Annotated in this window: 13 protein-coding genes; 7 read left to right on the top strand and 6 right to left on the bottom strand. The window is 46.1% G+C overall.

Features of this window, described 5'->3' with window-relative positions; genetic code table 11:
* The first annotated feature begins 18 nt into the window (after positions 1–18).
* Positions 19–987 carry a glycosyltransferase family 4 protein gene (locus XMD564_RS06800; RefSeq protein WP_173508027.1) on the top strand — a complete coding sequence of 323 codons (969 nt, stop codon included), beginning with the start codon at positions 19–21 and terminating at the stop codon, positions 985–987.
* Positions 984–1,787 (top strand): glycosyltransferase family 2 protein, encoded by an 804-nt coding sequence (locus XMD564_RS06795; RefSeq protein ID WP_173508026.1) that lies wholly within the window; start codon positions 984–986, stop codon positions 1,785–1,787. Before XMD564_RS06800 ends, XMD564_RS06795 begins: the two co-directional genes overlap by 4 nt.
* 1 nt (position 1,788) lies before the next feature.
* Here XMD564_RS06795 and XMD564_RS06790 read toward each other — a convergent pair whose 3' ends face one another.
* Genes XMD564_RS06790 through XMD564_RS06770 form a run of 5 tightly spaced genes read right to left on the bottom strand, consistent with a single transcriptional unit; the run spans position 1,789 to position 6,817 of the window.
* On the bottom strand, positions 1,789–2,508 hold the full coding sequence (locus tag XMD564_RS06790) for a hypothetical protein (RefSeq protein ID WP_173508025.1): 720 nt from the start codon (positions 2,506–2,508) through the stop codon (positions 1,789–1,791).
* Positions 2,496–3,629, bottom strand: a complete 1,134-nt coding sequence (locus XMD564_RS06785; RefSeq protein ID WP_173508024.1) for a glycosyltransferase family 4 protein — start codon at positions 3,627–3,629, stop codon at positions 2,496–2,498. Before XMD564_RS06785 ends, XMD564_RS06790 begins: the two co-directional genes overlap by 13 nt.
* Positions 3,622–4,863, bottom strand: coding sequence for an O-antigen ligase (locus tag XMD564_RS06780; RefSeq protein WP_173508023.1), 1,242 nt, complete (start codon positions 4,861–4,863; stop codon positions 3,622–3,624). The genes XMD564_RS06785 and XMD564_RS06780 overlap by 8 nt, the downstream gene beginning before the upstream one ends.
* Positions 4,860–5,972, bottom strand: coding sequence for a glycosyltransferase family 4 protein (locus XMD564_RS11495; protein WP_217363946.1), 1,113 nt, complete (start codon positions 5,970–5,972; stop codon positions 4,860–4,862). The genes XMD564_RS06780 and XMD564_RS11495 overlap by 4 nt, the downstream gene beginning before the upstream one ends.
* On the bottom strand, positions 5,969–6,817 hold the full coding sequence (locus XMD564_RS06770; protein ID WP_173508022.1) for an ELM1/GtrOC1 family putative glycosyltransferase: 849 nt from the start codon (positions 6,815–6,817) through the stop codon (positions 5,969–5,971). The genes XMD564_RS11495 and XMD564_RS06770 overlap by 4 nt, the downstream gene beginning before the upstream one ends.
* A gap of 111 nt (positions 6,818–6,928) precedes the next feature.
* Between XMD564_RS06770 and XMD564_RS06765 the strand changes: the two genes are divergently transcribed.
* Entirely contained in the window at positions 6,929–7,984 is a 1,056-nt protein-coding gene (locus XMD564_RS06765) for a branched-chain amino acid aminotransferase (RefSeq protein WP_371731502.1), read from the top strand.
* 36 nt (positions 7,985–8,020) lie between these two features.
* On the opposite strand, the gene glnE is transcribed toward XMD564_RS06765, so the two are convergent.
* The gene (glnE, locus tag XMD564_RS06760; protein WP_173508021.1) at positions 8,021–10,876 is read right to left on the bottom strand and encodes a bifunctional [glutamate--ammonia ligase]-adenylyl-L-tyrosine phosphorylase/[glutamate--ammonia-ligase] adenylyltransferase; all 2,856 of its coding nucleotides are present in this window, start codon (positions 10,874–10,876) and stop codon (positions 8,021–8,023) included.
* Between the two features lie 335 nt (positions 10,877–11,211).
* Between glnE and XMD564_RS06755 the strand changes: the two genes are divergently transcribed.
* From XMD564_RS06755 to XMD564_RS06740, 4 genes are all read left to right on the top strand, one after another.
* The gene (locus XMD564_RS06755) at positions 11,212–12,228 is read left to right on the top strand and encodes an amino acid ABC transporter substrate-binding protein (RefSeq protein WP_173480039.1); all 1,017 of its coding nucleotides are present in this window, start codon (positions 11,212–11,214) and stop codon (positions 12,226–12,228) included.
* Positions 12,229–12,302: 74 nt separating this feature from the next.
* On the top strand, positions 12,303–13,523 hold the full coding sequence (locus tag XMD564_RS06750) for an amino acid ABC transporter permease (RefSeq protein WP_173480038.1): 1,221 nt from the start codon (positions 12,303–12,305) through the stop codon (positions 13,521–13,523).
* A 9-nt stretch (positions 13,524–13,532) separates the two neighbouring features.
* Entirely contained in the window at positions 13,533–14,633 is a 1,101-nt protein-coding gene (locus XMD564_RS06745) for an amino acid ABC transporter permease (RefSeq protein WP_173482814.1), read from the top strand.
* Between the two features lie 2 nt (positions 14,634–14,635).
* Complete coding sequence (locus XMD564_RS06740; protein WP_173480036.1) at positions 14,636–15,400, top strand: amino acid ABC transporter ATP-binding protein; 765 nt, start codon at positions 14,636–14,638, stop codon at positions 15,398–15,400.
* Positions 15,401–15,423 lie beyond the last annotated feature (23 nt).

The raw sequence follows: 15,423 nt of genomic DNA, 5'->3' as shown, positions 1-15,423 counted from the left end.
GTTCTAGCAAGCCAGGGTATGGGAGGCCTAGAAAAGCACACCCTAGAGTTGAGTGAAGGCCTGTACACAAATGGCGTTGAGGTGCACCTTATTGCTCCCCAAAACCTATGCCAATCGGTTCAAAATCCAAAAATCAAAGTGCATCACTTTGAATTTGCGAACAGCCGATATAATCCAATACAACTGTTTAAAATTTATAAATTAGTCAGAAAGATCGATCCAGATATAGTTCACTATCAGGCTAATAAAGCGGCACAGATTGGCGGATTGTTAAGTAAATTTTTACACATACCTGCTGTCTGCACTATCCATAACCTTAAGAAGAACCTGAGCTTTCTGAAATCGTTCAAAAGTACTATCGCTGTTAGTCGCAATGTTGCTCAAAATTTTCCAGACACGACCACTCCAGTAATCATTTATAACGGCATTCAAAAAGAGAGTTTGCAACCAAAGACCCATTATCGAAATAGTGATGAAGGCTCTATCCGCTGGATCTCTGTAGGCCGTCTCGTAGATGCTAAGGGTTTTGACATACTATTAAATGCATTCGCACAAGTGCCAGGCACACTCAAAATTGTTGGCGACGGGCCTCGAATGCAGGAGCTAACCAGTCTATGCACACTCAACAAACTTGATGATCGCGTCGAATTTCTTGGCCAAAGAGACGATGTGATTAAGCTACTACAAGAGTCCGATATCTGCGTTGTCTCATCCAGAAATGAAGGGTTCTCATATGTTATTGCTGAAGCATTGGTGCATCAGACACCTGTCATTTCGACTGACGTTCCCGTAGCTAATGAATTTTTTGGCGACGAGAAAATATGCGCAGTTGGTGATGTTAACGCCCTCTCTGAGTTAATGCAGCGTGCTGCAAACAACAATCTAAACTATTCTCGAGAATTCACATTTGCCTCCGAGAACTTCACAATTGAGGCGATGGTGAATAAGACTATCGACCACTACAAAACGCTTATTGAGTTAAAATGATTAACGACCTTAGCCTAGCAATCATCACTTGGCGAAACTTTGAAAAGCTTGAATTAACTCTGAAATCTTACCAAGAGGGCGGACTCTTTGATGCTGTATCAGATTGCATTCTGGTATCACAAGAAACATCAGATGCAGAGAGAAACATTGCTTCACAATACGGACTGCGACTTGTAGAAAATCCTAAAAATCTTGGCATTGAGGGGGCATGGAGGTGTGCACTAAATAATATCAAGAATAACTACTGTTTAGTGCTAGAAAATGACTGCCCTCTTGTTGAAAGCAAAGCGACAACCTTACAAGAGCTAATTTTTGCCAAGGATCTGCTCGAAAACGGCACTGCTGACGTTGTGAGACTGAGATCTCGAAAAGCGCCAGGCGCTAAATTCTACAATATAGAAAAATATTCCCGTTACTTTGAGATCGAACCCACGTCCTCTGACCGGAAAACGATTCTAGTCAAACAGCTCCGCAAGTATTTGCGTCCATTTAAAGCCAAACGCTTATCAGGTTCATCAGTTTACGCCCTGTCTCACCCAGAGAAACGTCACAAACGGATTAAAAGAGTTCAAAACAATACTTATCTAGTCCCATCTTCAATCCTCAACTGGACAAACCAATCCGTAATGATTCACAAAGATTTTATGGTGGATACACTTCTAGAGAGAGTTAAAACACACCCTTCATCAAGAGCACTGAATGGATTTCAGGACATTGAAAGGTCGCTTAATTCTAGATGGTGGCGCAGAAGTAACTTTACGATTGCAGTTACCCCTGGCCTATTTACCCATCTGGATTAAATCAAACCCAGTATTTTTCAATCCATGTGGCGGGTTTGAAGTACTTACGAAGCTTCTTACCATAATCGCCAATCATCGCTTGGTCAGGGTTGGGGTAACCATGGAATACTACTATTTTGCATCCACTTGGAATTGAGGGTTCAACGAACAGCCTTTTTATACCACGTGGAATAGCATGGAACTTAAAGCTTTTACACCAGGTATCGGGCCAATACTCTTTATCCTTTATATTAAGAGAAAGATAGATCTGCTCATTAGAGTAGTTTGCAAATACTTCGTCTTGATTAGACTCGTAATACTCCAAAATATCTGCATGCTGGCCAATATTGAAACAGTATACAGATGAATTACCTATTCCTCGGCCCTTTTGAGTCCAGTTTTCGATAATTGAAAAGTTCTCACTGAAATCGAAAAAATCATCTAGGGTATCAACAATAATTACGTCCAAATCTAGGAACAGCGTTTTACCAGAGAGATCGGCTAACTCTTTTGAGAACAGAGAAAGTTTTCTCCATGGTGAAACGGTATGTTGTTCAGGGATAGTAATCGGAGGAAGTGGAAAGCTCTCAATACCCGCTTCGAGACCCGTGTCATCATCTGTGAAGCAGACAAATCTGAATGGACGGTTTAAGTTATTTTTGACTCCATGGAAGAGGCGGTTTACATAATGCGCTCCATACCTAGTACCCCACTTCATACAAATAACATTTACGCTTTCCAATGACTTTCTCCGTTTAATAATTCGAACCTGTATCTTGCCAGATCAGGGTAACACGCTTGAACACTAAATTCTTTCGCTCTTTCAATAGCTTTGCGCTTTAGATCAGTGATACACGATTTATCCGCCATCAACTTTTCTATTGTGGAAGTGATAGCCTCGGCGGAAACAGTCTCAAGCACTATAACAGCCTCTCCTCCCACTTCCGGCAGAGCACCTGCATCACTAATAATACAGGCATTATTTTGGGACATGGCTTCGAGCAGGACTCTACCGAAGGCTTCTTTTACCTTAGACGGAACAATGACTAAATCGCTTTTTTGTAAATGCTGACGTATAAAGTCATTACTTCTTGCGCCAAGATATTCAACACTTGAACTCGATGCTTCAACTAACCGTTTTACCTCTCGCTCAAAGTTAGTTTCTGAGGCACTTTTCAAAAAGCCTGAGCTCCCTATGAATGAGAAATTAAATTTTTTTGACGATAGAGACAGTTGCTTAACAGCTTGAGCAACCTCAAGAACTCCTTTTTCAGGAACAATCCTACCAATGTAGGTCACATTGATGGGTAAATCATCTATATCGATAGTCGATTCAGGCCGATCAAACCAGCTGTCATCGAGAGCGTTATACACCACCTTTGTTTTACTCTTTGCCTCGGGACACATATTACTTAAAGAGTCCGCAACAAATTGGCTAACAGCGACAAAACGATCTAATTCACGTGCACAACGTTGCAAAAACTTAGAAGATCTTAACTCCTTCATGGTGGCGGGATCATTATGAAGAAAAAGAGAGACCTTTAATTCGGGACAGCGCTGTTTAATGGCTAGCGCAATAGCGGGTCGGTTGTGCACCTCAACTAGACTATAACCACCTTGTAACACTAATTCACTGACCTTGTTTGCATAAACAATGCTTTTAGAGGTCAGTCGTACCCTTGGAATTTTAACCGAGCGATATTTTAGATCTTTGTAAGGCGTACCAACCCAGCCTCCAAATACCGTACTGTCGACACTGTCTTTTTCAACTCTCATGAAGTGCGACACGAAAAGTGCAATGGCGCCAGCTTCCTCAGAATTGAATCCCTCTCTGGGAGGTAAAACTGTCGCGACGCTAAGCATTTCTTAACTGATATGTTTTAGCCAAGGACCAACTCAATGAGAGCCAAATAACAGCACCCACATAATTATTGAAGAAGCTCATGCTCCCCATGATCGGCCAAAAGGTAGTCAAAAAAGCACAGAATGCAAAGATTGAGACAAGTCGTGTACTTGTATTCGAGTGCTCAAAAAATGCCTTTATACAAGCACCTACCAACAACACGAAAATTATTAACCCTATAACACCTGCCTCAACCGCCCATTGAAGATAGAGTGCATGCGGGTGGGCACAATTGCGCGCTACACCAAACTCTTTATCAAGATAGTCATAATCGCTTCTTAAACAGAGCTCACGGTAGTTTTTTACTCCCACACCAAATAGGACACTATTATCCTGCCAAATCTCGATCGTAGGCAAAATAACGTGGCTGCCTGATGGACTGTCTTTCCAATTAACTATGTAATCAATCGTACTATTAATCGTCCTATCGACCATCTTGGGCTGACTCAACCCAAACACAATGGCTGATGCAAGTAGCACGCCCCCCATACCTAGTAGATAAAATCGTTCTGTATTTAGCTTGAAGAATAGATAAACGACCAATATAAAACTCGCCAAACCAGTCACTAAGAATGCGCCTCGCTCGCCAGTCACAAACATAAACACCTGAGCTAAGGCTAAATAAGTAAGCAGGGCTGTAAGCTTTAATCTGTATGACCCTTTCAGGGCGAAAAATATGAAGCACGCGCCAATGAACAATACTCTGGCTGAAAATGTACCTGGAACTAATTTAGTGAAAGGGCCAGTTAATCTATGTCCATATGAGGAGATTTGATGCCCAAAAAGGTCAGTACCCGTAAAGTACTGAATAAAAGTGTCAACAAAAATGAAAGCCAACACAGCTAAAACACCTGTCTCGAAAACCCTCAACTTCTCGTTTGAGTTCAAGATCCAAAACACCATCGCTGCCGCAAACAGAGGCCACCTGTAAAAGGCCATACCATTCAAAAGAGCCGGAACAAAATCGGTTGAGAAAAAAGGTACAACGAACGAGATATAGAGCGTCAGCAGTGCAGCTAAACGAACCCACAACACCTGAGTCCATTGCCACTCTTTCGAGGTATAGCTTTTAAACAAAAAAACCAGCCCGACAATGAACATAGCAATATCTGCAGCAGCTCTTGAGAACAGAAACACTGTCGGCATTAAAAAAATGGCTGCGCTTGATAGTTTACTTTTTAGTATCGAGTTCATAATTTTTTACTTAATAGGTTCTTATAAAGAGTTAAGGTGGATTGCTTCTGACAATCCAGTGTGAATGCGTTTGGTATTGAGATAGATGACAATAAAGAATGTTCAAAAAGGTCTAAAACCTTGTGACCCAGTTTTTTAACGTCATTAACTTCTACTTTACCCTCTGGAAAGCAGGCTTCGAGTGTCTCTTTAACAGCGCCATGTTCATAGGCAATCACTGGTGTATCTAGCACTAAACTTTCCACAACCGTCCTACCAAATGACTCTGCGGTGGTTGAGGTCAGTGATAAAGTGACGTCAGAAATGGAGTATAGCTCCCGCATATCAGAGCGAGTGCCTAAAAAAACAAAAAAATGCTCAAGACCTTTTGCTTGTATAGAAGACTGTACTTCAGCGAAAAACTTACCTTTCGAATCACTGCCTACGACCAATACTTTAAAGTCATCTCTTTGATGAGCGAGCTCTTCAACAACTTTGACTAGCTCAAGATGACCTTTCCATCGAGTGATTCGGCCTGGAAAACAGATCAATTTTTTATTGGTACATTCTGGGTGTTCCCCAAAGAACTTTTCACGCCACTCATCAGATGGCTTAAAGCCTCGGTAAAAATAATCCTCATCTATGCCGCGGTGAATCACAGTCACTTTATCTGGGTCATCAACTTTATAGTTATCGAATAGATATTGTTTGCAGGTATCGGAAACACAAATAACACGCTCCCCTTTGGCCATTATTGCGCTGTACCAATTGACCGAGTGCATACCATGCAGTGTAGTAATAAATTTAGGGCGATCATTTTTTGGCATACCGCGCCAAGCTAGCCAGACAACCCAAGCTGGCATACGGGAACGAACATGGACGATATCTGGCTTCTCTTTGCGAAGCCATTTGCGAAATGACCAAAGCTTTAAAAATGTGAGCAGAGATTTTTTGCCAAGATCCCATGCGATATGTCGCGAGCCCTCAGACTCCAATTGACCAACTAATCGCCCCCCAGCTGAAATAACAATAGATTCGTGCCCTGCTTCAACTAATGCTTTTGCGATATCGATGGTACCGCGTTCGACTCCGCCAACCTCTAATGCCGGAAGTACCTGAACTACTTTCACAGGGGAAATCTCTCCAAAATAATCTCAGCGCAGCGGGCTGCTTCTCGAAAATTCGACACTGGATTGGCCGGTTTTTGGTCGGCTGTAGCACCCACTAAACCTTGCTCAACCAATGAGTCGATGCCCTGTTGCGTTCTTGAATTAGTCGTAGATTCTAAACGTATCAGCGAAACAGTGCACCCGGCGGTTAATGCTTCATAGACCATTGAGACACTGTCTGAGCTGACAATCACCTGTTCGGTGGTTGCTAAAGTGCTGGGTAACCAATCACTATCGACTGAATCAGGTTCAATTAATCTGATGCTCGTTTTCGATCTAAGTTGTTGTAATAGGTCGTTGGGAGTTCTTCGAGAGGTCGCTACATTCAATAAACCAATGGATGGTTCAGTTAACTGGTCGATCTGCTCAATAATGCGGGCATCATCCCAGATCACGTGCTTGCTTGGCCCACCTAAAAGCACCAGTCGACTTTCCGGCTGTTTTTTAGACGGCTTCATTCGATTAATTGCTCCCTTGGTAGTAACTACACGATCAAAAGCGGGGGGCGCATCATGCTCTGGGACCAGAGCTAAATTAAAGAAGCTGTAAGGGAGCGATGGGCGCATCAGTACGACATTTTTGGCCCCAAAGCGAACAGTGAGCGCCCAATTCCAAAAGTGAGTGGCTCTGCCTGCACTGATAATCAATTTGGGGCGATCTGTAGCAAACAGTGAACTACTGACACCCTTCAGTGGAAGGGTTTTGAATGTCAGATTCGGTTTAAACTCAAGCAACGCTTCTACCAATCCAAGGGACTGATTAATGTGCCCGGGCTTTCCATCACTGATGATCCAGATATCTGCCACAACAAACCTTTTCGCATATAGATCCCTAAGGATAAACAGTTCCCGCCCTAAACACACTTCAATTTAATAAATATCGATTCCAATTTTCCCTCTATGGCTTACAATTGATCGATTAAATTTTGGCGCACTGTATCGACTCAACAGAACAGTTGTAATTTTAGGAAGATTTTCATGGCAGCATTTGGTTCTCTCTTTATGCCAGAGATGGCGATAACTTGGTTTGATGGCGACAGCTGGAGCCCAACTGAAGTGGTCGCTAGTGACTCCATCTCATTTCACCCTGGCGCACATGTGCTGCACTACTCAAGCACCTGCTTTGAGGGGTTAAAAGCATTTCGCCATGCTGATGGTTCAGTCAAAATTTTCCGTATGGACAAGAACATTGAACGCTTTGCGCAGAGCAGCCGCCTTCTTGGTTTACCTGAGATTGATAAGGGGCAGACGCAGCAAATGATCGAGTCAATCGTTCGTCAGTACGCTGCAGATGTACCAGAACCACCGGGTTCGATGTACATTCGCCCGACACACATTGGTACTGAGCCTGCAATTGGTAAAGCGGCGGTGCCATCGGTTACCTCATGTCAATACATCCTTCTATCACCTGTAGGTGATTATTTCGCAGGTGGCGATAAAGCACTTCGCCTACTGGTCGACGATGAAGCGATGCGCTGCCCTCCACACATGGGCATGATCAAAAGCGGTGGTAACTACGCTGCAGCCATGGGGCCTATCTTAAATGCCAAGGCACAATACCAAGCGGATCAGGTACTCTTCTGTCCAGGTGGTGACGTTCAAGAGACCGGCGCTGCGAACTTCCTGCTTATTGATGGCAACCAGATCATCACTAAAGCATTGGATGAGAGCTTCCTGCACGGTGTCACTCGTGACTCGATTCTGACATTAGCTCGTGATCTAGGCATGGATGTTCAAGAGCGCCAGCTTTCAGTAGATGAGCTTCTGGAACGTGCTGCAAAACCGGGTTGTGAAGCGGCTTTGTCGGGTACGGCAGCTGTTCTAGCCCCTGTAGATACTCTGATCTACAAAGATAAAGAGTACAAAGTCGGCAACGGTGGAATCGGCGAGACTACCGTTAAGCTTCGTCGTGCACTGAATGACATTCAGTGGGGTAAGGCCGAAGACCCGCACGGCTGGTTAACCCACCTATAAATTTTCAACTAAAAAGGGGCATCAGCCCCTTTTTATTTAGCGTATTTCTAACAGTACTTTCCAGATATTAGAAACGGCCTCTCGCATCTCAGACAGGGCATCTTTTGTTACCACTCCCTTCGCGTTTTGTAGAGTCTGGCGATGGCCTAATGCGCGGTAAGTTTTATAACTCTCGCTTAACACTTCAGCCTGGGTTTGATCCAAATAACCCGCATCCGCCAGAGCCTCAATAATGCGCACGTTATCAGTGAACTTATAAAGCGCAGCTGACTCTTTGGCGTATCTGAGCACAAGGTACTGCACCGCAAACTCGATATCGACAATACCGCCAGCATCCTGTTTGATATTGAACGCCTCTGAACCCTCTGCACTGCCAAGATGATCACGCATCTTCTGACGCATTGCGATCACCTCTTCACGTAACGATTCAGTGTCCCTCTCTTTACAAAGGACTTTAGCACGCACCGTTTCAAATTCGGCTTTAAGTCGACTCGACCCTGCCACTACACGGGCACGAACCAGAGCCTGATGCTCCCAGGTCCAGGCTTCGTTCAGTTGATAGGCCTCAAAGGCATTCAAGGAGCTGACCAAGAGTCCAGAATTGCCCGAGGGTCGCAGACGCATATCGACCTCATAAAGCTGACCCGAGGTAGTAAAGGTATTCAATATATGAATGATGCGCTGACCTAAACGCGTGAAAAAAACGTCATTGGCTATCTCTTTATTGCCCCCAGCAGTCATCAAATTACTGGGCGCATCATGCACAAAAACCAGATCCAGATCCGATCCATAAGAGAGCTCAATCCCACCCAATTTACCAAAGCCGATAATGACAAAGTCTTGATCGCATGGAACGCCTGCCGATCGCTGCGGCGTGCCATATTTGGTTGTCATATCTCGCCATGCGATCTCCAAAACCGCCTGGAGAATCGCTTCTGCTAGCCAGGTTAAGTAATCACTCACTTTCATCAGAGGCAAAGCACCAGTTATATCCGCAGCAGCCACTCGCAGAATATGTGCATTTCTAAAGTAACGCAGCGCTTCCATTAACTGCTCAATGTCATCCTCTGGGATACGCATCAACTGCTGTCGTAACTCATTGGATAAAGCTTGTGCGTCCGGTGGATTGAACAGTGATGATGCATCAATCAGCTCATCAAGAAGGACCGGTTGATGAGCTAACTTCTCTGCAAACCATGGACTGGCTGAACAGAGCTTTACCAACTGCGCTCGAGCACTGGGGTTTTCGGCTAGCAGAAGAAGATAGGCTGAACGACGCACTACAGCTTGAATCAGCTGCAAAACCCGCTCCAAAGTCTCTTCTGCGTTTTCCACGCCCGACAGATCCCGGAGCAAACGAGGCAGCAGATCCAACAAACGCTCCTGCCCGACATTTTGCAACGCCTGTACCGTTCTTAACTGGCGCAGCGATACCAGTGCCTTCAACGCTCGATCGGTTTCGCTGTAACCCAGCTCTGTCAGATAGTGAGCCAGCGCCTCCTGATCTGCAAACTCCTCATGCCAGAGGCCCGTAAGATGCGCATCGCTCTCAGTTTGCTCGGCATTGCCTTCCTGATCCACTGGTGCAATAACATCTGCAAAGTGCTGTGAGACTCGACTTCGATGCTCATTTAGCTCTGTTAAAAGCGCCTCTGGACTCGTAAAGCCCATGGAGTAGGCAAGGCGCTGCATACCGAGATCATCAGCTGGTAGCTCTTGGGTCTGCTTATCTGCTTGCGCCTGAATCGCATGTTCCACATTACGCAGGAAGACGTAGGCATGGGTTAGCTCTGTCACAACCACGTCTGGAATGCCGACTACCTCTGGGAGAAGTGGCAATATGTTGCACAACTCTCGTTGCTGCAAACGTGTATCACGCCCGCCGCGGATTAGCTGAAAGGCTTGAGCGATGAACTCAACCTCGCGAATACCTCCGGCTCCCAACTTAACGTTATTCTCACGACCCTTTAAACGGTTCTCACGCTCAATCATCCCTTTCATTTCACGCAAAGATTCAAAGGCGCTGTAGTCAATGTACTTACGATAGACAAAGGGGCGCAGATCCTGCATCAACTGGGCGCCAGCTTCCTTATCACCCGCGATGATACGCGCTTTGATCAACGCATAACGCTCCCACTCACGCCCCTGTGTCTGGTAGTACTGCTCCATGGCATCAAAACTGGCAACCAATGGACCAGAAGATCCAAACGGACGCAGACGCATATCGACACGGAATACAAAGCCCTCGGCTGTGGGGGCATCTAAAACACGAATCAATCTTTTACCCAGTCGTGTAAAGAACTCTTGGTTGGATAGTGAACGGCGGCCACCTTGGGTTTCGCCATTGGCGGGGAAGGTAAACATCAGGTCGATATCCGAGGAGAGATTGAGCTCATGTGCCCCCAATTTGCCCATTCCAATGACGGCCATGCGTTGCAAATTTCCATCAGAGTCCATTGGCTCACCCAGATCTTTGACTAGATCTTGGTGCAGCCAATTCAATGCTGCATCAGTAGTGGCATCGGCCAGTTCGGAGAGCATCCGGGTGGTTTCTGTTAGATCGGCCAATCGGTTCAAGTCGCGCCAAATAATTCTAACCATGGCCAATCGACGCAGGCGACGCAGCGCAACACTCAGTGCCTCTTCACTCCCCACAGCTTCAACAGCCGCCAACACTTGCGCTGTTAAAGCACCTGTTGGAAGCTCACCAACATCAAGGTTTAACTGCTCAATCAATTCGGGATGACGCTGCAGCTGATCCGCAACATAGTCAGATCCCAATAGCACTCGATCTAACTCCGCCAACCGATTGTGATCTGATTCAAGCAGATCTCTTGCTGCTGAAACCTTTTGCTGCTGTTTTTCTAGGTAGTCATTCAATATCGCTGTCACTCAAACCACTCCGAAATCTTGCCAATAGGACTAATATACTGCGTTCAGTTATAAGAGGAACAGGACTTAAATCAAATTGCACCAATACTGTGCAAAATCTCAATTTAAGCCCTACTTTAGTATTGACCTTTGAGTCAGAATGACACAATCTTAAACGAGTAAGCAGAGTGCTGGCGTTGGGTATTAAAGATTATTTGATCAAAACACCCCGTTATACCGTAACTTTCAGACAATTTTTAACGATGAATGTCGATGAAAATGACTCACTGAAAATTGTTGGCACACTAGTTGCTGTGGAAAAAGAACAACAACCTACTCAAAAGAGGATCTACATAATGGCTAAGAAAGCTTTACTAACCGCTTCTATCCTTGCTGCAACAATGACTGCTGGTGCAGTTCAAGCAGCTACTCTTGACGATGTTAAGAGCCGTGGCACCCTAACTTGTGGTGTATCTACTGGTCTTGCAGGCTTCTCTCAAAAAGATGAGAACGGCAAATGGAGCGGTCTCGACGTTGATATGTGTCGTGCGGTTGCAGCTGCAGTACTTGGCGATTCAGAAGCTGTTCAATACAAACCGCTAACCGCTAAAGAGCGTTTCACTGCGCTAGCGTCTGGCGAAATCGACATGCTATCTCGTAACACGACTTGGACTCACACTCGTGATACATCACTAGGTATCAACTTTGCTGGTACTAACTACTACGACGGTGCGTCATTCATGGTCATGAAAGACCTAGGCGTATCAAGCGCAACTGAGCTAGACGGTGCAAACGCATGTATCCAAGCGGGTACCTCTACTGAGCTTGCAATCGCTGACTACTTCCGTGAGAACGGCATGTCATACAAAGCGGTTACTTTCGATACCTCTGACCAAACTCGTCAAGGTTTCGAATCAGGTCGTTGTGACTTCCTAACATCAGACGGTTCTCAGCTAGCGGCACTTCGTATCGGTCTAGCTAACCCAGGCAATGCAGTGATTCTTCCCGAAGTTATCTCTAAAGAGCCTCTAGGCCCAGTAGTTCGTCAAGGCGATGACCAGTGGTTCAACATTGTTAAGTGGTCTCTAAACGCAATGATCGAAGCAGAAGAGCAGAAGGTCACTTCTGCAAACGCAGCTGACATGAAAGCGAACGGCAACCCAGCTAACAAGCGTCTACTAGGTGCTGAAGGTGAACTAGGTGCTAACCTAGGTCTAAGTGCTGACTGGGCTTACAACATCATCACTCAAGTAGGTAACTACTCAGAGTCGTTTGAGCGTAACGTGGGTATGGATTCACCACTTAAGCTAGCACGTGGTATCAACGCGTCTTGGCGTGATGGCGGTATCCTATACGCACCAGCTATGCGCTAAAACCGAAGCGATCTAAAAAGGGGCACAACAGTGCCCCTTTCTGCGTGAAAGCACTCTATTTTTAGGTTAATTCAATGTTCAAACAAAAAACCATTGAAGAGGTTAAGTCAGCGAGCCGTAAATCGAGCTCCGGAACCACCTCCAACGCCTTTTATAACAACCCACGCATCCGCGGTTTCTTCTATCAGATCGCACTGGTCGCTGGGTTGCTCTATTTCTTTGGCACCATCATTGGCAACACGCTGGCCAACATGGAAGCGACGGGGATCAAAACCGGTTTCGACTTCTTAGGCGCAGCTGCAGGCTATGATGTCTTGATGTCGTTGATCTCCTTTGAGTCGACCGACACCTACGGACGAATATTTGTTGTCGGTTTCTTAAACACCCTTTTGGTCTCGGCCATCGGTATCTTCTTCGCGACGCTACTTGGATTTATCTTTGGTGTGGCGCACTTCTCGCATAACTGGTTGATTCGTAAGATTGCTCTGGTCTATGTAGAAATCTTCCGAAACGTACCGCTTCTGCTACAGGTGTTCTTCTGGTACTTCGCCGTTCTATCCAGTCTGCCTGGCGCTCGCCAAAGCTTGAGTTTAGGCGAAGCTGTGTTCCTCAACGTTCGCGGCCTCTACCTACCTAAACTGATTGGCGGCGATCTATCATCTTTGGTCTGGATCGCTTTAGGCGCTGCCGTTGCAGGAATTTTTGTACTGCGTCGCTGGGCCAAAAAACGTCAAGAGCTGACCGGCCAACAGTTCCCTGTGCTGAAGACCAGCATCGCCATGGTGATTCTATTTCCATTAATTGTTGCAGCGTTAACGGGCTTTCCATTCACCGTTGAATACCCAGCTCTAAAGGGCTTTAACTACTTCGGTGGTATTACCGTCATCCCAGAGCTGATGTCGCTTGCCATTGCGCTGTCGGTCTACACTGGTGCATTCATTGCCGAAGCCGTGCGTGCAGGTGTGCAATCGATTCCACACGGTCAAACAGAAGCGGCTCGCAGCATTGGTTTGCGTGAGAATAAGATCATGTCATTGATCATCGTGCCTCAGGCAATGCGTGTCATTGTGCCGCTACTTAACTCCGAGTATCAGTCACTGGTGAAGAACTCTACGCTAGCGGCGGCGGTCGGTTATCCCGATCTATTCAACGTATTTGTCGGCACCGCTCTTAACCAGACTGGACAAGCGATTGAGACCATCTTTATGACCATTATCGTCTACTTTGTGGTCAATATGGTGATCTCGTTCCTCATGAACCGATTTAACAGCGCGGTTGCGTTGGTGAGCCGATAGGAGAGCATAATGAAAGAATTTCAGCCTATTGCAGCCCGCCCGGCACCGATTAAAACCGTCGGTTTTACAGCCTGGCTGCGTGACAACCTTTTCTCTTCGATCCCGAACTCGGTCGTAACCCTTTCAGTCATTGCACTGTTGGCTTACTACCTACCACTTATCTTTGACTGGGCTTTTTGGTCGGCAAATTTCACCGGCACCACAGAAGATGCCTGTGTCAAAGAGGGGGCTTGTTGGGTCTTTATTAACGCTTGGTCTTACCAATTCTTCTATGGGACTTACCCTGTTGAAGAGGTATGGCGTATCAACCTAACCCTAGTCTTACTAGTGATGGTGATTGCGGCGTCATTCACGCTACCAAAATCGATTCGCCTGAAAGCTTCCATCACATCTTGGTTACTACTACCGATTGTGGGTATCGCTATCCTAGATGGTCGTTGGTTAGGTCTAGAGGTTGTCAGTACTGACCTTTGGGGTGGATTTACGCTCAACGTCTTTATGGCAGCCGCCAGCATTATCGTCGCCTTCCCATTCAGCTTCCTGTGGGCTTTGGGCCGTCGCTCAGAGATGCCATTTATCCGATCCGTTTCAGTTATCTTTATCGAGTTCTTCCGTGGTGTTCCGGTACTGTCGCTCTTCTTCATGGGCTCAGTCATGCTGCCACTCTTCTTTGCAGAAGGAACGAACGTCGATAAGTTGATTCGTGTCTGGTTGGTATTGATCTTCTTCATGTCAGGTTACATGGCAGAAGTGTTCCGTGGTGGTTTCCAAGCTGTCCCGTCGGGTCAATACGAAGCGGCAGATTCGATCGGCCTTAGCTACTGGCAGAAGATCCTGTTGATCATCTTGCCGCAGGTTATCAAAGTGTCGATGCCGAACATTCTGGCTACCTTTGTCATGCTGTTTAAGAACACAACCTTCTTGTTGATCATCGGCATCCCAGAAGTCGTTCAAACACTACAGACAGCTCTGTCTAACTCCTACTGGCTAGGTGGCCATGCGCTTGAAGGTTACCTATTCGTCTTCCTCGTGTTCTGGGGAAGCTGTTTCAGCATGTCGGTGCTTGCTCGCCGCATCGAACGTCAAATGAATACTGATAAGAGAGACTAATCATGACCGCAACTAACTCAGCAGCAGACTCTCAAGATGTCATCGTTATTGAGAACCTAAACAAGTGGTACGGTAATTTCCATGTACTACGTGATATCAATCTGCGTGTTAAAAAAGGTGAGCGTATCGTTATCTGTGGCCCGTCGGGCTCAGGCAAATCGACCACCATTCGCTGTATCAACCGCCTAGAGGAGTTCCAAGAGGGATCTCTAGTGGTTGACGGTGTCGAGATGATTGAAGATGTTAAGAATATCGAGAAGATCCGCCGCGACGTGGGTATGGTGTTCCAGCACTTCAACCTATTCCCGCACCTAACCATTTTGGAAAACCTTACACTAGGCCCGATCTGGGTTCAGAAGAAGCCAAAAGCGGAAGCTGAAGAGATCGCAATGAAGTACCTAGAGCGCGTTAAGATTCCTGATCAGGCTGATAAGTACCCAGGCCAGCTATCGGGTGGTCAGCAGCAGCGTGTCGCGATTGCGCGCTCCCTCTGTATGAACCCGAACATCATGCTGTTTGATGAGCCGACGTCAGCTCTCGATCCTGAGATGATCAAAGAGGTACTCGACGTCATGGTTGAGCTCGCTGAAGAGGGTATGACCATGTTGTGTGTGACACACGAGATGGGCTTCGCTAAGAAAGTTGCTGACCGTGTCATCTTCATGGATGCAGGACAAATTGTGGAAGAGAATGAACCCAACGAGTTCTTTAACAATCCACAGAACGAGCGTACTAAACTCTTCCTAAGTCAGATTCTGGGGCACTAATACAGAGCCTTCACCCCTCAATG

The organism is Marinobacterium sp. xm-d-564, from assembly GCF_013283345.1.
GTDB lineage: Bacteria > Pseudomonadota > Gammaproteobacteria > Pseudomonadales > Balneatricaceae > Marinobacterium_E.
The sequence above is the reverse complement of the archived record's forward strand: the minus strand, read 5'-3'. Positions and strand labels throughout refer to the sequence as shown.